The following is a 22004-nucleotide window of genomic DNA, read 5'->3' as shown; positions in this document are numbered from 1 at the left end:
TTCAACAATGAAAACCACCCTCAAACTGAGCGCGGTGGCAGTTATCTTTTTGCTGTCCGGCTGTGACGACAACAACTCTCAGGCCCCCGGTGATCTCACCCTGCGGCTGATCGAAACCTCTGATATCCACTCCAACCTGCTGAGCTACGACTACTACCAGAACAAGCCGGATGACTCGCTGGGCTTTGCCCGCACCGCTGTGCTGATCCGCAAGGCCCGCGAAGAGAACGCCAACAACTTGCTGATCGACAACGGCGACCTGATCCAGGGCACCCCGCTGGCCGACTATATCCACGACCAGCAGGTCAAACAGCAGTGGCTGAGCAAGCAGACCCATCCCGCCATCAAGGCGCTCAACACCATGAGCTATGATGTCGGCAACCTGGGCAACCACGAATTCAACTTCGGTCTCGACTTCCTCTCAGAGACCCTGAAAGGGGCCAACTACCCCTACATCAACGCTAACGTCTTCCAGGCCGATGCCTTCAGCCGTGGTGGCAAGGGCACCATCGACTGGAGCAAGCAGAAGTTCAAACCCTATGTAGTGCTGGATCGTCAGGTGAAGGATGCCAACGGCAATACCCAGACCATCAAGGTCGGTGTGCTGGGCCTGACCCCGCCCCAGATCACCCAGTGGGACAAGCGCAATCTGGAAGGCAAGGTGGTGGTGGCCGATATGGTCGAGACCGCCGAGCACTATGTACCCGAAATCCGCGCCAAGGGCGCTGACATCGTCGTGGTCGTGGCCCACACTGGCATCATTGGTGACCCGCGCGAACCCATGATGGAGAACGCAGCCCTGCCGCTGGCCAAGGTAAAAGGGGTCGATGCCCTGCTGCTGGGTCACGCCCACCGCACCTTCCCGGGTGACTACCCCAACATGACCGACGTGGACAACGAGAAAGGCACCCTGGCGGGGGTACCGACCGTGATGCCGGGCGTCTGGGGTAACCACCTCGGCATCATCGACCTGCACATGACCTGGAAAGAGGGTCGCTGGGAAGTGGCCTCCAGCCAGTCCCAGCTGCGCAAGATCGACAGTAGCGCCACCAGCACCGAAGATCAGGCGGTAGTCGATCAGGTCATTGCCGAGCACGAGCAGGCCAACCAGTGGCTGGACGAGCCCCTCAGCAAGATCACCAAGCCAATCCACAGCTTCTTCGCGCTGGTACAGGATGACCCCTCCATCCAGATCGTCAGCGACGCCCAGCTGTGGCATGCCAAGAAACTGCAACAGGATGGTCAGCTCAAGGAGAAATGGCCCATCCTCTCCGCCGCCGCGCCATTCCGTGGCGGTCGCAACGGTCCGACCGACTTCACCTATGTACCGACTGGCGATATCTCCCTGCGCAACGTGGCCGACCTCTATGTCTACCCCAACACCCTGCAGGTGGTCGCTATCAATGGCGCGACCGTACAGGAGTGGCTGGAGAAGAGCGCCGTCCAGTTCAACAAGATCGATGCCGCCAGCACCGCTACCCAGTGGTTGGTGAACGAGAAGTACCGCACCTACAACTTCGACGTGATCGACGGGGTGAACTATCAGGTCGATGTGACCAAACCCGCCCGTTACGATGTGGATGGCAACAAGGTGAGCGACAGCTATCGCATCACCAACCTCACCTATCAGGGCAAGGCGATCGACCCGACCCAGATGTTCTACGTGGTGACCAACAACTACCGCGCCAGCGGTGGTGGCAACTTCCCGGGCATCAACGCCAAGGTGATCGTCCATGAAGATCAGTTCGAAACCCGCGAAGTGCTCTCCGAATACCTCAAGGATCTGGCAGAGAAGAATCCGGCCGGTTTCGAGCCCCCGGCAGACAACAACTGGCAGCTGGCACCCCTGCCCGCCAATCTGGATCTGCGCATCTACAGCTCGCCACGCAGCGAGGCGCAAGCCCTGACCGGTGGCAAGCTGAACTATGTGGAGACCCTGCCACCCACCGATGCCAAACACCCCGGCTTTGGCGTCTACAAGCTGGTGCTGGCACCCTGAACCTCAGGGTTAATCCGGCAATAACCTCTGCAACCCCCTCCTGATACGAGGGGGTTTTTAATGGTACTGGCAGCGGGATATGCACCTGTAAGCCAGCCGCTCCCCGCAGCAACTCACGCAGCCCCTTTATCCCTTCACGCCATCGCCTCCCTCTATCACACCATCCAGATCCCGACTGATCTGTCCCATCCCGCCCATAAAAAAACAGGCCCACCGAAGTGGGCCTGCTGTTATCTGTGTAGTCGGGACTATCGCGATAGAGGGCGCTACTCCCGTTCCTTCACATAGGGGGTGCCGAGCGCCTTCGGCGCCACCGCACGGCCGATAAAGCCGGCCAGCAGGAACACGGTCAGGATGTAGGGCAGTGCCTCGATGGCCTGCACCGGAATGGCGAAGCCGCCGATGCTGACCCCTTGCAGCCGGATGGCGACCGCATCGAGGAAGCCGAACAGCAGGCAGGCTGCCATGGCATTCCAGGGACGCCACTTGCCGAACACCAGCGCCGCCAGTGCCATAAAGCCCTTGCCCGCACTCATGTTGGGGATGAACTGGGCCGTCTGGGCGACCGCCAGATAGGTGCCACCGATACCGGCCAGCAGGCCGCCGATAAGGAGCGCTGTGTAGCGCATCCGCACCACAGAGATACCGGCGGTATCGACCGCTGCGGGCGCCTCGCCCACCGCCCGCAGACGCAGACCGAAGCGGGTACGGAACATCACCCACCAGGCCAGCGGTACGCAGGCAAACGCCACGTACTCCAGCAGGGAGTGGCCGCTCAGCAGCTCGCTGTAGAGCTGGCCGATCACCGGCACATCCCACAGCTCCTTGGCATAGGGCAGATCGATGGGGGCGAAACGGGCATCACCGGAGAGCGCCGGGGTCTGGCCACCCTGATCGAACCAGTAACGGCCCAGGGTAACGGTCAGACCGGCCGCCAGAATGTTGATGGCCATGCCGCTCACCACCTGATCACCGCGGTGGGTGATAGTGGCAAAACCGTGCATCAGGGCAAACAGGATAGAGACTCCCACCCCGGCACCCAGACCTATCCAGGCGGAACCGGAGACCGCCGCAGCCGCGCCACTGGCGAACGCCGCTGCCAGCAGTTTGCCTTCCAGCGCGATGTTGACCACCCCGGAGCGCTCGCAGAACATGCCCGCCATGGCGGCCAAAATGAGCGGCGGCGCGGTTCGAATGGTCGCATCCAGCATCAGGATCAGAATTTCAAACATGATCAGACTCCTTTAGCTTGCGCGGCTGAGCGGTTGGCAAACGCCAGATAGAGCTGCTCGATGCGCGGACGCATCATGTGCTCAAGGGCGCCACAGAACAGGATCACCAGACCCTGCAACACCACCACGATGTTGCGGTCGACACCGAACTCGAAGCTGAGCTCGGCGCCCCCCTGATAGAGGAAACCGAACAGCAGGCTGGCGATGATGACGCCGACCGGATGGTTGCGCCCCATCAGCGCCACCGCGATACCGGTGAAGCCGAACCCTTCCACGAAGTTGAGCTTGATCTGGTGCAGTTCACCCTGCAGCACGTTGAGGGCGAAGAAGCCCGACAGCATGCCGGAGATGACCATCGCCAGGATCACTACCTTGGGATAGGAGATACCGGCGTAGGCGGAGGCACTTTGGCTGGCGCCGACCGAGCGGATTTCGTAACCCCAGCGGGTGTGCCAGATAAAGACCCACACCAGCGCCGCACAGATCAGCGCCCAGAAGAAGCTGATGTTAAGGGGGCTGTTGGGGATCTCCATCCCGAACAGGTTCGCCAGCCCGCTCATCTTGGGCAGCCAGCTTGCTTCGGCAAACACCTTGCTCTCGGTCGCCATCGAGCCGGGCGGCTTGAACACCTCCACCAGCAGATAGGCCATCAGCGAGGCGGCGATGAAGTTGAACATGATGGTGGTGATCACGATATGGCTGCCGCGCTTGGCTTGCAGCCAGGCCGGAATAAAGGCCCAGGCGGCACCGAACAGACCACCGGCAATGATGGAGAGCGGCAACAGCAGGGCAAACGGCAGCACATCGCCGAGCATCAGACAGACCAGACCGACACCGAGACCGCCGATATAGGCCTGACCTTCACCGCCGATATTGAACAGACCGGCGTGGAAGGCGACCGCCACCGACAGACCGGTAAAGATAAAGCCGGTTGCGTAGTAGAGGGTGAAACCAACCCCTTCACCTGTGCCGAACGCGCCGTACCACATGATCTTGGCGGCATCGACCGGGTTGATGTCGAGGTAGTAGAACAGAATGGCCGACACCAGGAAGGCCAGCAGGATATTGACCGCAGACAAGACGCCTACGGAGACCCAGGCAGGAATACGTACTTGGCTCATCAGTGGGCCTCCTTGGCAACTTCGTCCGGCACTATGTTCGCCATCATCAGACCAATGGTGCGCTCGTCCGCCTTGGCACCATCCAGCTCGCCGACGATGCGACCATCGGCAATGACCAGAATCCGGTCAGCGAGGCTCATGATCTCGTCCAGCTCCACCGAGACCAGCAGCACCGCCTTGCCCTTGTCGCGCATGGCGATGATCTGCTGGTGGATATATTCGATGGCACCGATGTCGACCCCGCGGGTCGGCTGGCCGATCAACAGCACATCCGGGTCCTGCTCCACTTCACGGGCGATCACCAGCTTCTGCTGGTTGCCACCGGAGAAGTTGGCGGTCTTGTGATCGGGATGGGGCGGGCGCACGTCCCACTTCTCCATCTTGGCCTGACAATCCTGCTGGATCGCCTCCTTGTTCTGCAGCCAACCCTTGTTGTATTGCGGGCGGCGGTGATAACCGAGGATAAAGGCCTCTTTCGCCTCGAAGCGGTTGATCAGACCCATCTTGTGGCGATCTTCCGGCACATGGCCGAGGCCGTAGTTGCGCACCAGCTCGGGATCGGCCGGGTGCTCCGCGCTCACCTTGTGCACGCCGCTGCGACTGCTGATGGTAAAGCTGCCCTTGCTCGGCTTGAGAATGCCGCCAAGCAGGCTGAGCAGTTCGGACTGACCGTTGCCGGAGACCCCGGCGATGCCGACCACTTCACCGGCCCGCACCTCGAAGCTGACCGATTTGACCCGCTCCACCTTGCTGGCGTCGAAATAGCTGAGCCCTTCGATCTTCAGCTTGGCTTCACCGGGCTGGGTTGGCCCCTTGTCGACCTTGAGGCGTACCTTGCGGCCCACCATCAGTTCGGCCAGTTGCTCCTTGTCGGTATCCTTGGTGGCGACGTGCGCCACCATCTCGCCACGGCGCATGATGGAGACCTGATCGGTAATGGCCAGGATCTCGCGCAGCTTGTGGGTGATAAGGATGATGGTTGCCCCCTGATCTCGCAGCTTTTTCAGCACCTCGAACAGGTGATCCGCCTCTTGCGGGGTCAGTACCCCGGTCGGCTCGTCGAGGATCAGGATGCGAGCGCCGCGATAGAGCGCCTTGAGAATTTCGACCCGCTGTTGCAAGCCAACCGGCAGATCTTCGACCTTCTCGTGCAGCGGCACGTCGAGGCCATAGTCTCGCGCCAGTTCGCCCAGCAACTTTTCGGCTGACGCCACGCTCTGCTGAAGGTGCCAGCCGTTCTCAGCGCCGAGGATGACGTTTTCCAATACGGTGAAGTTGTTGACCAGCATGAAGTGCTGGTGAACCATGCCCACGCCTGCGGCAATCGCATCTTGTGAGCCATGGGGTTTGAAAGGATTCCCGTCGATCAGCATCTCGCCTTTGTCGGCATGGTAGAAACCATAAATGATGCTCATCAGGGTGGACTTACCGGCGCCATTTTCGCCGACAATGCCGTGGATACTGCCTTTGCGAACCTTAAGGTCGATCAGCTTGTTGGCGTACACTTCGCCGAACCGCTTATCGATACCTCTTAATTCGATGGCATAGCGATCTGTCTGGTCCATGATGCAGCCCTGCGTTTCATGAAATAAGACTAAAAACCGGCCCGTGCGGGCCGGTGGTGCGTTGAGAGTCGTAGCAACTATCTAATTAGTATTTGCAGGTGTTATCGCTCATGTAGTCATGAACCTTGACCTTGCCAGCGATGATTTCAGCCTTGATGGCATCTACCTTGGCTTTCATTTCCGGGGTGATCAGCTTCTCGTTGTCCTTGTCGAGAGCCCAATCCACACCGCCTTCGGCCAGACCCAGGTTCTTGATACCCGGCTTCCACTCGCCTTTGGCAGCGTCATCCCAGGTCTGGTAAGCAGCCAGACCCACAGACTTGACCATGGAGGTCAGCATGGTGCCCGGTTGCAGGTGGTTCTGGTTGGAGTCCACCCCGATGGCGAACTTGCCGCTGTCCTTGGCTGCCTGATAGACACCGATACCGGTACCGCCAGCTGCGGCGTAAACCACATCAGCGCCCTTGGCGAACTGGGACTTGGCCAGCTCGGCACCTTTGGCCGGGTCAGCAAACGCGGCCGGGGTAGAGCCCGCCATGTTCTGGAACACTTCGATCTTCGGATTGACGAACTTGGCACCCTGCTCGTAACCGCACTGGAATTTGCGGATCAGCGGGATATCCATGCCGCCCACGAAGCCGACCTTGCCGCTCTTGGAAGCGATGGCAGCCAGCGCGCCCACCAGGAAGGAACCTTCATGCTCCTTGAAGATGACGGACTGGACGTTCGGCTTGTCGACCACCATGTCGATGATGGTGAACTGGGTTTTCGGGAATTCGGTCGCAACCTTCTCTACCGCAGAACCCATGTTGAAACCGACCGCCACGATCGGGCCGTTGCCACGGCTGGCCAGACGACGCAGACCCTGCTCGCGCTGGGCTTCGTTCTGGGGTTCAAACTCTTTGACCTTGACGCCCTTGTCCTTGTTGTAGAGCTCGACGCCGTTACGGAACACGGCTTCGTTGAATGATTTGTCATACTTGCCCGCGGTGTCATAAATGACGGCTGGCTCGGAAGCAGCCTGAGCAGAGAGAGCAGCGAGAGTGAGGGAGGCCACAGTGGCCAGCTTGAGCACTTTAGTCACGATCGTATCCTTGATTGTTATTAAGTGAGGGAACTTGCTTGCCTGTCAGAGCAGGCTATCTAGCACGCAGGCTTACTCTAAGTCAGCCCCGATGCGGGTCAAGCAAATGATAAGGGAAAAACGTTTGCGTTAACGGTTTGAATTCTAAGCAAATAACCTTATAAGCAGTTGTTTTTTAGCTACTTTTCAGTTTTTTATGCTAACAACCAAAAGACCCAAACGACATTTCTCTTATTGTTCAGCAAGTTACTGTAAACCGTTTTCCCCTCTTATTCATCCAGCCCCCCGGCAAGCCCGTGATCCGGCTCGCAAAATCCCCACAAACCGCGCGAGCAAGGATTGGCTACAGCTGGAAACCTCCCCGTCCCGTTCTCTCTGCGCCAGCCAAAAATGGCCGCACCGGCGCCCCTGCAAGACCCCATCTCGCCCCTCCCCCCGAGTTTGGATTTGGTCTGGCAGAGGGATGGCCGTATAATCCCCGCCTGTATAAATAAACAGGAGTGGTGATGGACGTTTCAACCCTGCTCGACGGGCTCAACGACAAGCAAAGAGATGCCGTTGCGGCGCCCCGCAGCAACCTGCTGGTGCTGGCCGGTGCCGGTTCGGGCAAGACCCGGGTGCTGGTGCACCGTATCGCCTGGCTGATGCAGGTGGAACGCTGTTCACCCTTCTCCATCATCGCGGTCACCTTTACCAACAAGGCGGCGGCCGAGATGCGCGGCCGGGTCGAAAAAGTGATCGGCGACGGCGTGCGCGGCATGTGGATCGGCACCTTCCACGGTATCGCCCACCGTTTGCTGCGGGCCCACCATCTGGATGCGGGCCTGCCGCAGGATTTCCAGATCCTCGACTCCGACGACCAGTACCGGCTGATCCGCCGGGTGCTCAAAGCGCTCAACCTCGACGAGAAGCACTGGGCCCCGCGCGCCGTGATGGGCTACATCAACGGCAAGAAAGATGAAGGGCTGCGCCCCGGCGACATCGACCTCTACGGCGATCCCGTCACCCGCACCTATCAGCAGATCTACAAGACCTATCAGGAGACCTGCGATCGCTCCGGACTGGTGGACTTTGCCGAACTGCTGCTGCGCGCCCACGAGCTGTGGCTCAACAAGCCGCACATCCTCGAGCACTACCGCGACCGCTTCCAGAACATCCTGGTGGACGAGTTTCAGGATACCAACGGCATCCAGTACGCCTGGCTGCGGATGCTGGCGGGCAACAGCGGCAAGGTGATGATCGTCGGCGACGATGACCAGTCCATCTACGGCTGGCGCGGCGCCAAGATCGAGAACATCCAGCGCTTCCTGACCGACTATCAGGGCGCCGAGACCATTCGCCTCGAGCAGAACTACCGCTCCACCGCCAATATCCTCAAGGCCGCCAACAGCGTCATCGCCAACAACGCCGAGCGTCTTGGCAAGGAGCTGTGGACCGAAGGGGCCGAGGGTGAGCCGATTTCGCTCTACGCCGCCTTCAACGAGGTGGACGAAGCGCGCTTCGTGGTCGGCCGCCTCAAGGATTGGAAGGAAAAGGGCGGCCTCTTGGCCGACTGCGCCATCCTCTATCGCTCCAACGCCCAGTCACGGGTGCTGGAAGAGGCGCTGATGCAGGACGCCATGCCCTACCGCATCTACGGCGGCCTGCGCTTCTTCGAGCGGCAAGAGATTAAAGACGCCATGGCCTACCTGCGTCTTATCAACAACCGTGGCGACGACGCCAGCTTCGAGCGGGTGGTCAACACCCCGACCCGCGGCATCGGCGATCGCACCCTCGAGATCCTGCGCGGCAACGCCCGCGATCAGGGGCTCAACCTGTGGCAATCGGCCAAGGCGCTGCTCAACGACAAGGTGCTGACCGGTCGCGCCGGCAATGCGGTGCGCGGCTTTGTCGAGCTGATCGACGCGCTGGAGGAGCAGGTCGCCATGCTGCCGCTGCACCAGCAGGCGGATATCGCCATCCAGAACTCCGGCCTCAAGGCGATGTATCTGGCGGAAAAGGGCGAGAAATCCCAGGCGCGGGTAGAGAACCTGGACGAACTGGTCACCGCCTGCCGCCAGTACCAGCGCCCGGACGAGCTGGAGGATATGAGCGATCTCTCCGCCTTCCTCGCCCACGCGGCGCTGGAATCCGGCGAGAATCAGGCGGACGAATATGCCGATGCGGTGCAGCTGATGACCCTGCACAGTGCCAAGGGGCTGGAGTTCCCGCTGGTGCTGCTGGTCGGCGTCGAGGAAGGGATGTTCCCCAGCCAGCAATCGACCGAGGAGTCGGGCCGGCTGGAGGAGGAGCGCCGTCTCTGTTACGTCGGCATGACCCGCGCCATGGAGAAGCTCTACATCTGTTATGCCGAGAGCCGCCGCATCTACGGCCGCGAGATGTTCCACAAGCCGAGCCGCTTTATCCGCGAGATGCCCGCCGAGTGCCTGGAAGAGATCCGGCTGCGCACTCAGGTCAGCCGCCCCACCCAGTACGGCCGCTTTAGCCAGAACGAGGTGCAGCAGAGCTTCGACGCCAGCGGCATCAAGCTCGGCCAGCGGGTACTCCATCCGAAATTCGGTGAAGGGGTGGTACTCAACTTCGAAGGGGTCGGCCAGCAGAGCCGGGTGCAGATCCAGTTCGACGACGTCGGCGCCAAGTGGCTGGTGACGGCGTATGCCAGATTGGAAGCGCTCTGATTTTTCCCGCCTTTTGATACAACCAACCCGGCTTAGGCCGGGTTGGTTTTTATATGACCCATCGCGACAACTTTAAATACGCGATCGTCCGAATACGCTTCGCTATTCGAACCTACGATGCTGGCATCAGGTTACAACAAGTGTTATTAATGCATTAAAATTAATTACCAGGCAACGCTAATGAATAACGTTTACTTTTTAGGTTTTACACCAAAACCATATGTTTGGGTTGTAGTAGATGCTGATGAGCATTGGTATGACTTTAATGCCAGAAAAAATAAATCTCTTTTTATAAGAGAGGTGGTTTTTGCTGCTGAAGGGAAAGATCTTTCTATAATAGTAACAAGACCGGGTATGGTTTGGATATCAAGCAACACAAAGAGACTAGCAACAACACAAGAGGATGACTTTTTCAAAACTGTTGAATTGCGTAAAAATTTAATTAAGGTCGCTAATGTCTATAACTATCTACTAGCTTTGACATCAAAGGATTACACTTCAGGCTGTGCCACGCCAATTATCCCAATAGAAATCACCATTCATGAAACCATGTGCATGAAATTCTTCGGTGAAAGCGGTCAAAACCTTGATGAGCCAACAACATTCATCCCGACATGCCCTAATGTAACCTCAGCTATGAATCTTGAGTTCAAAGAATTAGAAAGTCGAGATGGCCAAATTTATGTTGATGCATACAAAAAGGCTTTTGATGTTTTAGAACGTTTAGATGAGAAGGGAATTGAATGCTTAAACATTCTATCAAAATCTGAAAGCGAGTATTTAAATAGTGACTACAGTACCTCATTAATTCTCTCTTGGTTTATCATAGAGCATATCATACTTGATATTTTCTTAAGAGAAGCAAATGGCAACATGAATAAAAATGGGAACTCACCGAAGTTTGATGACATGCTATCAAAAGTACAAAGCACTGCTAACTATCGTGAGTATTCATCTGTTATTGCATTGATAACGCAAGCTAAAAATGCACGAAATGGTTTTGCGCATCGAAATGAGAAAGTGGATAAGGATTCAGCAGAAAAGTCCTTGAATGCAGCATTCGCTTTAGCTTCCTACAAATTAAAGATCGATTTGAAGCACAGTATTTATGTACCCCAGATTCTTTCTTACGGTAGGTAGGACCGTAGGTTCGATTAGCGAAGCGTAATCGGACGATCGCGTAAGACGTTCGCATTATCGGTCGCTTACAACGGAACAACCCTTTTAGGGTTCACTCCAATCCCCCCGATGCCCCATCCACCGACCCACACCACTCCGGCGGATAGATACCGCTCGCCACATAACGATGGAAGGTGGAATACGGCCAATCGGCCACCCGCGTGACATGACCATGCTTGAGCGGGTTGATATGGACGTAATCCATATGGCGGCGGTAATCCTGCTCATCCCGGATCAGATGTTCCCAATAATGGCGTTGCCAGATGCCCCGCTCCCCGTGACGTAACCGCGTCTGGCTGCGCCGCTCATTGACCGGCAAGGCGCGGGAAAAGTGGCTTTTGATCAGCCGCCACCGCAGGGGGAAATCGGTGTCCCCTTCCGGCAAAGAGAGAATGCAGTGGAGATGGTCGGGCAACACCACCCATGCATGAATGGCGAAGGGGTGAGCCTGTTGCACCTTGGCAACGCTGTGGCGCAGCAGGTCGATCTGCTCCACCAGCAACCGGTTGTTACGCCGCTCCAGCAGGTTGACGGTAAAGAACCAGGTTCCTCCGGGCCACCATGCCCGCCGCCAATTGGCCATCCCTTTCCCCTCGTTGAGACCGAAAAGCCAAGCATAGCCTTGCCTCACTTCGATCTGCTTGCGGGCCGTGATGACGCGGATGTTCCATTACGCGATCGTCCGATTACGCTTCGCTAATCGAACCTACATGGACAGGAAATCTGGAACACCCACTTTCGGGCAAAGGCGTAACTGGTGGAGCTACGCCTTGTTTTTGGTGAAAGCCTCTGGTCACTTGACCAACTTGCTCTCCATCACCCCTTGCTTGCCCTCCTCCTCACCGACCTGACTCAGCTTGGAGCGGGCCATCAGCAGGCCCATCTTGACCTCCTGCCATACGTAGTAGTTTTTACCCGCCTCGGTGCTGAGGGTCAGGGTGGCATCGTTCTCCGACTTGGAGGTGATGGTGTGGCTGCCCGGTGTCACCTGCTTGAGGATGTAGGTGTGGGCCACGGTATCGCCGACCGCCATACCATCCACCAGCAGCGGCATTTTCACCGCCGCACCGAAGGTCTCGTTGCGATAGATATAGAGGTTGGCCGCATCCTTGGGGGCTACAAACTGCTTGGCCTGCGCGTCTGCGGTGGCATCGGCCATGGGTACGGAAGCACAACCGGAAAGCAGCGCCGCCGACAGCAGGGCGGCACCCATCATTATTTGCCTGAACATAGTCGTTATTTTTTAGTGGGTTAACGGGATTTAAAGGTTCGCATGAGCCTGCGCTGGCTGACAATCGCTCAAATCGAGCGGGATGTGACCCGGTTCAATTTTTCAGCATTTGGTGGGATGAAGGTGGGGGAAATCAGAAACCCGGCCGCCAGATGGGGCGCGGCGGCCGGGTGAATTGTAAAGAGTAGGGTGACAGGGAAAGGGATCAGCCTAGTCTAATCAACTCGATGGGGGCGTAACGCTCTCCGGAGTTTGCCAGCAGCACGCACTTCTCATGCTCCGCCTGATAGGGGGTCATATTGTCGGTGTGGGCCTCTTTCAGAAAATCGACTGCGCCAGTGGTGGCAATCATGACGCGCTGACCCAGGTTCAGCACATTGCGGTTACGGTCATAGATCTTCATCTCATTCTCCTTTTCTTGTGTCCTGGCGGATGCGCAGGCGCGTGTCCAGGACAACGCATTCAGCCTACGCCCCTGAAAAAAGGTGATTTATGTCACAGATCAAAAAAGGGGTGATAAGGGACTCACAGGCTCAAAAAGCGAGCGCTGCCCCTTGGCCAACGGTTGTCGCGCGAAGTAGCGCTGCCCTGCCGTTTTCATCGTGGTAGGCTCGAACCCGGCAGCGGTTGGGGTATATTGGTGGCCGATTAGCCAGTCTCATTCACCGTGGCCGCACACGCGGGCCGCTGTTTCAACAAGATGGAGAGTGCTCATGAATCGCGATATCACCGCCCAGTTTATCAAGATGCTGACCAACCTCGACCACTGTCTGGTCAAGGCCGAGGCTCACGCCGCGGCGAAGCAGTTCAACGTGGAGAACTTCTTCGGCGAGCGGCTGATCGTCGATATGCTGCCGCTGTCCAAGCAAGTGCTGATCTGCTGCGATTCGGCCCGCGCCGTGGTGGCCACCGCCAGCCACAGCGAGCTGCCGGTGCTGGGAGATGACCCCAAAACCATGGCCGATCTGCGCGCCCACATCGGCAAGACCATCAGCTATCTGCAAGGCAAGCTGGACGCGGACTACAGCCAGTACGCCAGCGGCCGTTACGTGCCCCACTGGGCGGGCGGCAAGGGGATGGATGGCCATACCTGCGTCCATGAGTACGGCATTCCCAACTTCTACTTCCACCTCACCATGGCCTACGCCCTGCTGCGCCGCGCCGGGGTCGATCTCGGCAAGCGTGACTATCTGGGCGGGCTCAACCTGCAATAAGCGCGGCACGCCACAGGCGGCAAACAGATAGCAAAAGCCTGCCACGCGGCAGGCTTTTTTATGTCGGGTGGTACGGGGCTGGTGCGCAGAAAGGCTGCGCCCTAGAAGGGGCCATTGCTCTCGCGCAGCTTGTCGGGCAGGCCGTCGTGACCACCCAATTCACGCTCGGGCACGTCATCCCAGTGCAGCTTGCCGAGGGTGATATTGCGCTCGGGATGCACGGCGTAGTGGATGCGGTTGTCCTCCCGATCGGTATCGCCAATGCAAAGCAGCCTGACGATCTCCTCGGTGTTGTTGATAAAGGCGTGGGCCAGCCCGTCACCGGCCTTGAAACCCACCGAATCCCCCGGTTGCAGCCGATAGAGGACACCATCGAGCCAGACATCCGGCGTCCCCTCCAGCACGTGAACAAACTCATCTTCGGTCTTCTCGGCATGGGGCCAGCTGGTGCGATGGCCGGGCTCGACGATCTCGTGGTGAATTCCGATGCGGCTAAAGCCGAAGTGCTTGCCGAGGGCGCAGCCGCGGGAAAGGGGCTCCTGACTGCCGGAGTAATAGCGCGGCGTCTGCTCTTGCAGCTCGCTCCAGTGTTTGATGCAGGGGTGGCGATTCATAGTGGTTCCTTTTCTATGAGGATGCAGTCACGGGAAGGGTCATCCTGACTGTCAGAATGCGGGGAGAACAGCAGAAATTTTCTGGTCAGATGAGCCCCTCTGACGAGGGGCTCAACAAGCAGGAATTACTTGGCCTTGACGCAAGGCAAGGGAGGAAGCTCGCCCTGTGCAGCCGGGCGGGTCATCTGGTAGTTGCCGGCAAGATCCCGATAGACACGGGTGTTCCACACCTCTCCGTTGTCGAGCTGGAACTCGATGTCGTAGTTGACCCCGGAGACCACCTGGCTGCGCACCTCGCGGATGCTCTGCAGCTTGGCGGCCGTGTTCATGCGAGCCAGCACGCTGGCCAACGCAGCCTCCCCTTCAGCATTGGGCAACGTCTGACTCTGCCAGCCACCCGCCATCGGTGCACACTCAGGCGTGGGTGACGAGGTGCTGCAGGCACTCAACAGGCCAGCAACAAGGATGGTTAACAACACGCGTTTCATATCATTTTCTCCTGCCTGCAAAATGACCACCTTATCAACATCTTGCCATTATTGCAGCCCAAAAGGCTCCCGCTGCGCCCCGCTTGGACGCGCCAGTCGATCAGCGCCCCAGATTGTCCGCCAGCTGTTTGGCACGGCTGGCCGCCCACTGGTCGATCATCTTCTCCATCTCCCCGGCGGTGATGGGCTCATCCTTGTGGGTGCTGTCCGTGCTCTCACGGGCATCCATCACCCGTACCAGCAGCTTGCCGCTCCGGGAGTCGAGCAGCTGGGCCATGCTGCCCACCTTGAGCAGATAAGGCTCCTTGCCGATCACTTCGCGGGTGACGTTGATGGCGATCTTGGCGGGCAGCAGGTCACGCAGCTTGGGGTCGGGGCGGGTCAGGTCGAAGTTGGTGACAGCGGCCTGGATCCGCATCACTTTCGGGCCGGGGGCGGTGGCGATCTTGACGCCCTGCTTGATCAGCTCGCTCTGGAACTTGTCGTGGTAGTAGCGGCCAATCTGGTTCTGTTCATTGGCGGTCAGCAGATACCACTGACCGTTCTCCTGACGAATAAACTGCAGCGGATCGAGCAGCACCTCATTGTATTGGCGCAGGTCAACGCCCGGCTCCTTGTAGACGCGCTGATTGGGGTTACTCTCGCTCTGCTGGAAGGCTGTCAGCGGGATTGCCTGCAAGCTGTGGGATACCTGATTCTTGACGGCGCAGCCACCCAGAAGGGCCGCAGCCACGGCAACCATCACGACCTTTTTCATATTTGCTCCTGCATTTTACTGTTTGTTTTTGCGGTGGATTTCGCACCACATGGCTGGATAACCCGTGCCGGATGCCGCCAATGTCACAGAGAAATAACCTATTCATCACCTTCCCACAAGGGACAGATCAGGATTGTTCAGCTCACATCCAAGTTGTCACAATTGAGGCACTTTTGTACAGGGTCAGCCAGGGTATGAACGGCAATCTGGCGAGGGTTCGGTTGTTTAATCCGGCTAAATGGGATTGCGGAAAGCGCGCAGTTTTTTCAAACGATGGGGGCCAACGAGCGGCGTGAGTTGAACGGGGAAATGCCCTGGAACGGGCGATGACCGATCATCAGCCATCTTGCGCAAACTTGCCTGCCGCCGGAGAAGCGGCAGGCTCATTCATCAGTTATCGAGATCCCAGGGGCACTGCTTGACCAGCCCCTCTTTGCCGCTGGCGACGATCGCCTGCTGCACCATCCGTTTGTAGCGATTCTTGATATGGGCGGGCAACGCGGGCACCAGCAGTCGCTCGTCAAACTCCGGCAGCGGGCGATCCGGCAGCACCGCCTGCTCCTGCGGGCTGAGGGGTGGCCGGGAGGCAATATTGCTGGCCGAAATGGTGGGCGTGCCCACCAGCATCTGGCGTTGCAGCGGCGCGCTCAGCAGAAAATCCACCAGCAGGTAGGCGGCCTTGAGCCGTGCAGGATCATCCCCGACATGGCGAGCGATGGAGAGGGCATCGAGGGCATAGATGGCCCCCTCCTGCACCATGGCGATCCGCCACTGCTGATCGTTCTGCTTGTTGCACTCCACCAGCTCCAGCCCCCAGGTGGTGGCAAAGGTCTGCTGGCGCAGATCCTCGCAGCGGTTGGCCTGATTGAACCAGAAGCCACGACTGGCTTGCAGCCGCTGCGAGAGCTGCTGCTCCACCTCTTGCTGCAAGGTTTTGTCGGCCAGCATCTCGCCGCTGGCAAACAGGGCGGGCGACTTGCCCAGCGAGAGCAGCACCGAAAAGAGCAGTGGCTCGAACTGGTCGCAGAACTCGGCAAACTGGCCCGGCGGCGAGCTGTTGGCGAGCACCTGCCAACTGGTGGGCGCTTGCGGCACCTGCTTGCTGTCATAGGCGAGGCTGAACATGGCGTAGGAGAAGGGCACCGAGTAGTTGCGCTCCCCCTGCTTGTCATACTCGGTGTTCTTGAGGGCGGGCTTCACCTCGGGGTAGTGCTGCAGGCGATTGAAATCGATGGGGAGCAGCAGCTTGAACAGCGGCTGGTGATGGGCCTTGTAGAAGTAGCTGGTCGGCAGCACCACATCGGCGCTGCGGGTGCGCAGGGCGCGGTAGACGCTGTCGAAATCGGTCAGCAGCGGCTCGATCCGGCTGACCGTCGCTTCCACCCCATGGGCTTTGGCGTAGTCGGCAAACTGTTGTTCATAACCCGCTGGCAGATAGCCCCACTCCAGCAATTTGAGCTGAACCGGGGCCGCCAGCGCTGGGGTCATCCCCAGCAACCAGCAAAGAGGCAGTAGACGCATGGCCGGGCACTCCTGACAGGCAAACCTTGTTGGAGTATAGGCCCATGCGCCGACTCGTCAGGCCACCAGCTCGGCGCCCATGCTCGCCAGAATGGAGAGGCTGACCACCGCAAACAGCACGCCGGTCACCAGATTGAGCGGTCGCTGCACCCGCAGCAGCAGGCGCTGGGCACGATCGGTGGAGAGGCTCCACGCCAGCAGCCCGAACCAGCAGAGGGAGATGATGAAGAGCTCGCCCACCAGCAGGCTGCGGGTCATTCCATCCACCTCTGGCGTCACCATGGCGGCCAACAGACCGATAAAGAACACCAGCGCCTTGGGGTTAAGCAGGTTGGTGGCAAGGCCAGTGCGCACGCCCCTGCCCCAGCCGCGCAGCTCGTTGGCGGCGCTGGCCATCACGGTACTGCTCTGCTGCCGAGCCGCCATCAGGGCGCCCCACCCCAACCAGCCCAGATAGAGGGCGCCGCAGCACTTGATCACCATAAACAGCAGCGGGTGACTGGCGATCAGCATACTGATCCCGGTCAGGCTCAGGGTGGCGTGCACCATGATCGCCAGCGAGATGCCCAGCGCCGCGCCAAGGGCGGTCGGCCGGTGCAGGCTGGTGCGCAGGATCAGGGCGAAATCGGGGCCGGGGCTGGCCAGTGCAATCAGGTGCATCAGGCCGAGGGTAACGAACAGACTGGTCAGCATAACAACTCTCGCTTTAACGACGGAGAGCCAGCATGGCGGATCAGCGGGGGGCGCGGCTTGTAAAAGATTGCATCTGGGCACGAAATTCGGCGGGTGTCAGACCGAATGCCTGGCGAAAGCCGTGATGGAAGTGACTCTGATCGAAGAAACCGACCGCCAGCGCCACCTCGCTCACCGCCATGCCGCTCGCCAGCAGCCGCTTGCCCTGCTCCAGCCGCAGCCGTTTCAGCCAGGCATAAGGGGTCATGCCGCTGCGCTTCTTGAACTGGCGTAGGAAGGCGAAACGGTCAAGCCCGAGCAGCCCCGCCAGCTCTTCCAGCGAGTGGGGCTCGTCGAGGGCCGCCATCAGGTAGTCGCGCAGAAATCGCAACTGGGGATCCGCCAGCTGGTGTACCTCGGGGGCCAGATGCAGCAGCTCCCCCAGCAGGGCGAGCAGCTGGCTCTCGATCAGCAGGCCATCGGCCTTGGGGTTGTCGAGATAGCCGTGCAGTTGGGCAAAGCCCTGATAGAGGTCGGGGCGGCTCTGCAATCCCTTGTCGAAGAAGGGTTCCGGCTGCTCCGGCAGCCAGAGCGCCAGCTGCTGCGGATCGATGGCGAAGACCCGTACCTCATACCCTTCCGGCAGCAGGCTGAGGCCGTCGTGCACCTCGTCCGGGTTGACGGTAGAGAGCACCCCGCGCACCAGATGGTGGCTATTTCCCTTATGGATAAACTTCTGGCCACCCCGCTGCACCAGCCCGATATGGTAGTCGAGATGGACATGGCGGCCGTAGCTGAACGCCCTGTGGTGAGAGTGCGACAGCTCGACCCCCGGCAGGTGCGGGGATTGCCAGTAGCGGATGAGGGAATCGGTGGTATTCATGGGTTATAGATACACCGCAAACAAGCTGAAAGCTTGTAGATTATTGCATTCCGGCTATGCCTTTGCAGCTGGTGCAATGGCAACCAAAGCAGGTCGGCTACGCCACCAGCGATAACCGGCAACCACAACCCGCTTATTGAGCTACGGAAAAAGCAAAGGGAGGCATTACGCCTCCCTTCGACTGATCACACAACCCAGTTACTTGGGTTGCAGCTTCATCTCCTGCAAATACTCCTGCACCTGCTGCTTGTAGTCCGCCTGATAGGAGAACTTGGTGCTGTCGCTCGCCGCAATCAGGTTCACAGCGGTGCAGAACAGGGTGGCTGCCAGCAGCCCCTTGCCAACCCACTGAGGATGGTTGCGGCTCCAGCTAACCAGCAACAGCAGGATCGGGAACAGGGCATAGGGGAATATCAGCATCAGGTGCCAATAGTTAAAGATGATGGGCGAGAGCGCCGCACTCACCAGCACAGCCAATACGGCCGCCAGCGCATAGAGGCCGAGCCAGCTCGTGCCGTCCACTGATGCACGGTCGCTGCGCAGCAGACGCGGCTTGAGATCCCGCCACAGTTGCCAGTTGGCCTTGGCCGCCAGCAACACGGTGGCAGAGCCCACCCCGTAGATCACCACCCGCCACAGCCAGACTGCTGTCATCTGCAAATATTCATGACCCGCCAGCCAGATGAACTGGGTGTCGTTGACCAGCTTGCTGGCAAACAGCCAGGAGCCGTAACGCAGCCAGTAGATCACCGATTTCAGCACCGGATAGACATGCACCAGCCCCCATCCGATATAGCGCTGACGCGCTTCGGGATCGACGTTCTGGGTGATATGGCTGTTGCTCATCACTTCCATGGCGTAAGGGATCAGAGATGCACCGATCAGCAGGGCTGCGACCACCGCCCCGCTCCAGCTCACCTTGAGGATTCGGCGCCAGAAGAGGTAGGTGGAGATCACAGCCAGCAACGGCCAGGAGTAGTGCAACTGCATCGCCATACCGATAGCCAGCAGATGAACAATCATGTGCCAGAAGGAGGCCCGATCGCGCATATGCCAGGCCGACCAGCAGTGCATGGCCGAGAAGAGGAAGAGATAGGAGGGGTTGTAGAGCAAACTCTCATACTGGAACCAGGGGTTGAGCCAGCAGAGCACCAGAAACAGCAACCGCGCATTGCCCTTCGATACGGGGTCAACAAACACCTGGCGGATAACCGCATCAAATAGCAGAAAACCGACCAACCGCATCACCAGCAGCAACACCATGGGGGCATAGGGAGAATCCCACAGTAGCAGCGGCCCACCAATCAGCCAGGCCGACAAGCTCCCCGGCACATTGCCCACCGCACTCGCCGCATTGCCATAGCTGAGCCAGACCCCCTCATAGGCTCCAAGGTAACCCTTGTAGAGCATCTGGGTCTGGTCGCCGGTGAGGAGCTGATTAACAGAAAACAACCAGGAGAGCAGCAGCCCGGCAAATATACAGGCCGCGAATAATGCGTTATGGTAGCGCCCACTAAGACCAATCATTGATCCACACCTATTGAAAAAATTGCTAACGACTTTAACAGTTGCCACCTGATTTTGCTCGTTTACGATTCACATTTTTAGTAGATTTACCAGTCAGTTATGAGACCCGCGGAGCAGTTATGACCCCACCAGTTAAAAAGTTTTTATTCATTGTTGAAGACTTGTATGGTGGTGGTGCGGAAAAGGTTCTGCTCAATACCGCATCCTTGCTAAAAGATGCAGGTGTCGATGTTACCTTGTTTACCTTGCGGGAAAAAATAGACCATACGCTACCTGACAACATTCACCCGATTAATCTTGGCATTGTCACAAAGCTGACTAAAGCCATATCCAATGTTGCGGTTGAAAAAATACAAGCATCTCTGATCTTGAAAAAAGTCCAAGAGATCTCGCCTGACGTAATTATCTCATGCTCATGTGACAAAATTACCAGACACCTGCCTGATACACTGAATATTTATTACTGGATCCACGGAAATGTCACCGGCTTTGCCAAAGACAATGCCAAAGGATATGAAAAATTCAAGCGTTTCTATAATGGCAAGAAACTGATCTGCGTATCTCGTGGCATCGCGGACGACATTTTGCACAATGTAAGAGCCACACCAAAATCGTGTCAGGTTATCTACAATCCGTTTGATATCGAGAAAATTCAGGCGTTGGCCGATGAGCCTTTCAACAAGCCATTTGAAAAGTATTTTATCCATGTCGGCACCTTCGAAGAACGAAAACGCCACGATCGTCTCTTGCAGGCATATCAGCTAAGCGGCGTTGCTACGCCACTCGTTCTGATGGGCAAAGGGGAGCGACGCCCTCACATTGAAGCCATGATCGAGGAGATGAACCTTGCCAGCAAGGTGAAGATCATCGACTTTCAGAAGAACCCCTACCCCTATATCAAAGCCGCTCAGGCGCTCATCCTGACATCCGATGCTGAAGGGCTGCCAACAGTGCTTATTGAAGCACTCATCTGCCATACCCCGGTGATCAGCGTGGATTGCCCGTCTGGACCGGCAGAAATTCTTACTGGGCCACTGCAAGATAACCTTTGCGCCCTTTTTGACATTCCCAAAATAGCGCAAAAAATATCTCGTATGGATATTGATAAAATGCATATACCAGATCATTTTTACAGCCCATTCTCTAGTACAGAGACCATAAAATCATTTATGTCACTTTAGTTTATTAAATTTAATGAAATAACATTGCAATGTCATTTTGAGAGCTAATCCAATGAATATCCTATTAATAGGTATTGATAACGCAGGGCTCATTACCCCGATAGTTGAAGAGATGCGACAACAAGGACACGTGGTTACATTTATTGAGAATGGAGAAATATCTAGATATGATTACCTGCACCCAGTAGAGAGAATATCAAACTTAATTTCAAAGGCTCTGTTTAAAAGAAATTTAAAACAAGAAAGAAGCTGGCTGTCGACCACCCAGTTTTTGAATGGTTTTACAAAAAACCGCCACTTTGATATCACTATCCTCACTAATCCTGATATTTACACGGCAGAACATCTGACACAGCTCAAAAAATGCACCAACAGGATGATTTGCCACCTGTGGGACAGTACTCTCAGAATGCCAAATAATATCAAAAACATTTCACTTTTTGATAAAGTTTTGAGCTTTGATCCGCAAGATGTTAAAAAATATGGCTTTACACCAGTAACTAACTACTATAAAAAGAATTTAACCCCACTCCAACCAAACAGAAACTATGATGGTGATGTGTTTGGTATTTTTAGCTTTGATCGTGAACGCTACGCCTTTATAACTGCATTTCTGGATGCCAACCCAGACTTAAAAATTAAAATCATGATTTATGTTGATCACCACCGAAAGATCAAAAAAATAAGAGACAAGAGAATCGAAATAATTACCAAGCCAATTACTGGTGATGAACTATTGGCAATCTCATCGGCTTATCACTGTATTCTTGATATAGGATACCAGTCACAAAAAGGCTTGTCTTTTAGATTCTTTGAGTCTCTTGCCTATGAAAAAAAGATAATATCAAATAACAATACCGCAGAGACATTTCCGTTCTTTCATCCCAACAATATATTTTGCATAACAGATACAGATCTAAAAGTCTCACCTGACTTTTTAACGATCCCTTATCATCACATATCTGACGATATAAAGAATCAATACAGACTAGATATATGGGTAAATAAATACATAAAGGCGATGCTTTAATTTTTATTCTGCACCAGGCTATGGTGCA

The 22004-nt window shown here is 57.0% G+C and carries 21 protein-coding genes; 7 read left to right on the top strand and 14 right to left on the bottom strand.

All coding sequences use genetic code 11. From position 1 onward, the window contains the following. Positions 1–7 precede the first annotated feature (7 nt). Positions 8–1999, top strand: a complete 1992-nt coding sequence (locus G5229_RS12165; protein WP_421209197.1) for a bifunctional 2',3'-cyclic-nucleotide 2'-phosphodiesterase/3'-nucleotidase — start codon at positions 8–10, stop codon at positions 1997–1999. A gap of 266 nt (positions 2000–2265) precedes the next feature. Here G5229_RS12165 and G5229_RS12160 read toward each other — a convergent pair whose 3' ends face one another. From G5229_RS12160 to G5229_RS12145, 4 genes are all read right to left on the bottom strand, one after another. Then, a complete protein-coding gene (locus G5229_RS12160) occupies positions 2266–3231 on the bottom strand; it encodes an ABC transporter permease (protein ID WP_021230728.1) in 966 nt (321 codons plus the stop codon). Between the two features lie 2 nt (positions 3232–3233). Beyond that, entirely contained in the window at positions 3234–4352 is a 1119-nt protein-coding gene (locus G5229_RS12155) for an ABC transporter permease (RefSeq protein ID WP_005357011.1), read from the bottom strand. After that, positions 4352–5917, bottom strand: coding sequence for an ABC transporter ATP-binding protein (locus G5229_RS12150; protein ID WP_075116180.1), 1566 nt, complete (start codon positions 5915–5917; stop codon positions 4352–4354). Before G5229_RS12150 ends, G5229_RS12155 begins: the two co-directional genes overlap by 1 nt. 85 nt (positions 5918–6002) lie before the next feature. Beyond that, positions 6003–7001, bottom strand: coding sequence for a BMP family lipoprotein (locus G5229_RS12145; RefSeq protein WP_005340803.1), 999 nt, complete (start codon positions 6999–7001; stop codon positions 6003–6005). 506 nt (positions 7002–7507) lie between these two features. Between G5229_RS12145 and uvrD the strand changes: the two genes are divergently transcribed. Both uvrD and G5229_RS12135 read left to right on the top strand, forming a co-directional pair. Then, positions 7508–9679, top strand: a complete 2172-nt coding sequence (gene uvrD / locus G5229_RS12140) for a DNA helicase II (RefSeq protein WP_041209786.1) — start codon at positions 7508–7510, stop codon at positions 9677–9679. Between the two features lie 180 nt (positions 9680–9859). Beyond that, positions 9860–10819, top strand: coding sequence for a hypothetical protein (locus G5229_RS12135; RefSeq protein ID WP_421209196.1), 960 nt, complete (start codon positions 9860–9862; stop codon positions 10817–10819). A 91-nt stretch (positions 10820–10910) separates the two neighbouring features. On the opposite strand, the gene G5229_RS12130 is transcribed toward G5229_RS12135, so the two are convergent. Both G5229_RS12130 and G5229_RS12125 read right to left on the bottom strand, forming a co-directional pair. Further along, the gene (locus G5229_RS12130) at positions 10911–11441 is read right to left on the bottom strand and encodes an REP-associated tyrosine transposase (RefSeq protein ID WP_421209195.1); all 531 of its coding nucleotides are present in this window, start codon (positions 11439–11441) and stop codon (positions 10911–10913) included. Positions 11442–11651: 210 nt separating this feature from the next. Then, on the bottom strand, positions 11652–12089 hold the full coding sequence (locus tag G5229_RS12125) for a DUF2846 domain-containing protein (RefSeq protein ID WP_346215095.1): 438 nt from the start codon (positions 12087–12089) through the stop codon (positions 11652–11654). Positions 12090–12131: 42 nt separating this feature from the next. Between G5229_RS12125 and G5229_RS12120 the strand changes: the two genes are divergently transcribed. After that, on the top strand, positions 12132–12263 hold the full coding sequence (locus tag G5229_RS12120; RefSeq protein ID WP_421209194.1) for a hypothetical protein: 132 nt from the start codon (positions 12132–12134) through the stop codon (positions 12261–12263). A 31-nt stretch (positions 12264–12294) separates the two neighbouring features. Here G5229_RS12120 and ydfZ read toward each other — a convergent pair whose 3' ends face one another. After that, on the bottom strand, positions 12295–12492 hold the full coding sequence (ydfZ, locus tag G5229_RS12115) for a putative selenium delivery protein YdfZ (RefSeq protein WP_421209193.1): 198 nt from the start codon (positions 12490–12492) through the stop codon (positions 12295–12297). A 310-nt stretch (positions 12493–12802) separates the two neighbouring features. On the opposite strand from ydfZ, the gene G5229_RS12110 reads away from it, so the two are divergent. Continuing rightward, on the top strand, positions 12803–13303 hold the full coding sequence (locus G5229_RS12110) for a DUF1993 domain-containing protein (protein WP_213387864.1): 501 nt from the start codon (positions 12803–12805) through the stop codon (positions 13301–13303). Between the two features lie 101 nt (positions 13304–13404). On the opposite strand, the gene G5229_RS12105 is transcribed toward G5229_RS12110, so the two are convergent. The 7 genes from G5229_RS12105 to G5229_RS12075 form a co-directional block, all read right to left on the bottom strand. Further along, positions 13405–13917 (bottom strand): cupin domain-containing protein, encoded by a 513-nt coding sequence (locus G5229_RS12105; RefSeq protein WP_421209192.1) that lies wholly within the window; start codon positions 13915–13917, stop codon positions 13405–13407. Between the two features lie 125 nt (positions 13918–14042). Then, on the bottom strand, positions 14043–14405 hold the full coding sequence (locus tag G5229_RS12100; RefSeq protein ID WP_421209191.1) for a cystatin domain-containing protein: 363 nt from the start codon (positions 14403–14405) through the stop codon (positions 14043–14045). Positions 14406–14505: 100 nt separating this feature from the next. Next, the gene (locus tag G5229_RS12095; protein ID WP_421209190.1) at positions 14506–15162 is read right to left on the bottom strand and encodes a DUF3313 domain-containing protein; all 657 of its coding nucleotides are present in this window, start codon (positions 15160–15162) and stop codon (positions 14506–14508) included. A 390-nt stretch (positions 15163–15552) separates the two neighbouring features. Beyond that, on the bottom strand, positions 15553–16683 hold the full coding sequence (locus G5229_RS12090; RefSeq protein ID WP_219296747.1) for an ABC transporter substrate-binding protein: 1131 nt from the start codon (positions 16681–16683) through the stop codon (positions 15553–15555). Positions 16684–16740: 57 nt separating this feature from the next. Next, positions 16741–17376, bottom strand: coding sequence for a LysE family translocator (locus G5229_RS12085; protein WP_058059345.1), 636 nt, complete (start codon positions 17374–17376; stop codon positions 16741–16743). 40 nt (positions 17377–17416) lie between these two features. Beyond that, positions 17417–18238, bottom strand: coding sequence for a helix-turn-helix transcriptional regulator (locus G5229_RS12080; RefSeq protein WP_005357044.1), 822 nt, complete (start codon positions 18236–18238; stop codon positions 17417–17419). A 198-nt stretch (positions 18239–18436) separates the two neighbouring features. After that, entirely contained in the window at positions 18437–19648 is a 1212-nt protein-coding gene (locus G5229_RS12075) for a 3-deoxy-D-manno-octulosonic acid transferase (RefSeq protein ID WP_421209233.1), read from the bottom strand. A 236-nt stretch (positions 19649–19884) separates the two neighbouring features. On the opposite strand from G5229_RS12075, the gene G5229_RS12070 reads away from it, so the two are divergent. Both G5229_RS12070 and G5229_RS12065 read left to right on the top strand, forming a co-directional pair. Then, positions 19885–20946, top strand: coding sequence for a glycosyltransferase (locus tag G5229_RS12070; protein WP_421209189.1), 1062 nt, complete (start codon positions 19885–19887; stop codon positions 20944–20946). Between the two features lie 52 nt (positions 20947–20998). Beyond that, positions 20999–21976, top strand: coding sequence for a hypothetical protein (locus G5229_RS12065; RefSeq protein ID WP_421209188.1), 978 nt, complete (start codon positions 20999–21001; stop codon positions 21974–21976). Positions 21977–22004 lie beyond the last annotated feature (28 nt).

It is taken from the genome of Aeromonas sp. 602396 (assembly GCF_049173735.1).
Lineage (GTDB): Bacteria > Pseudomonadota > Gammaproteobacteria > Enterobacterales > Aeromonadaceae > Aeromonas > Aeromonas veronii_A.
Note: the sequence above shows the minus strand (reverse complement) of the source record. Positions and strands in the feature narration are given on the sequence as shown.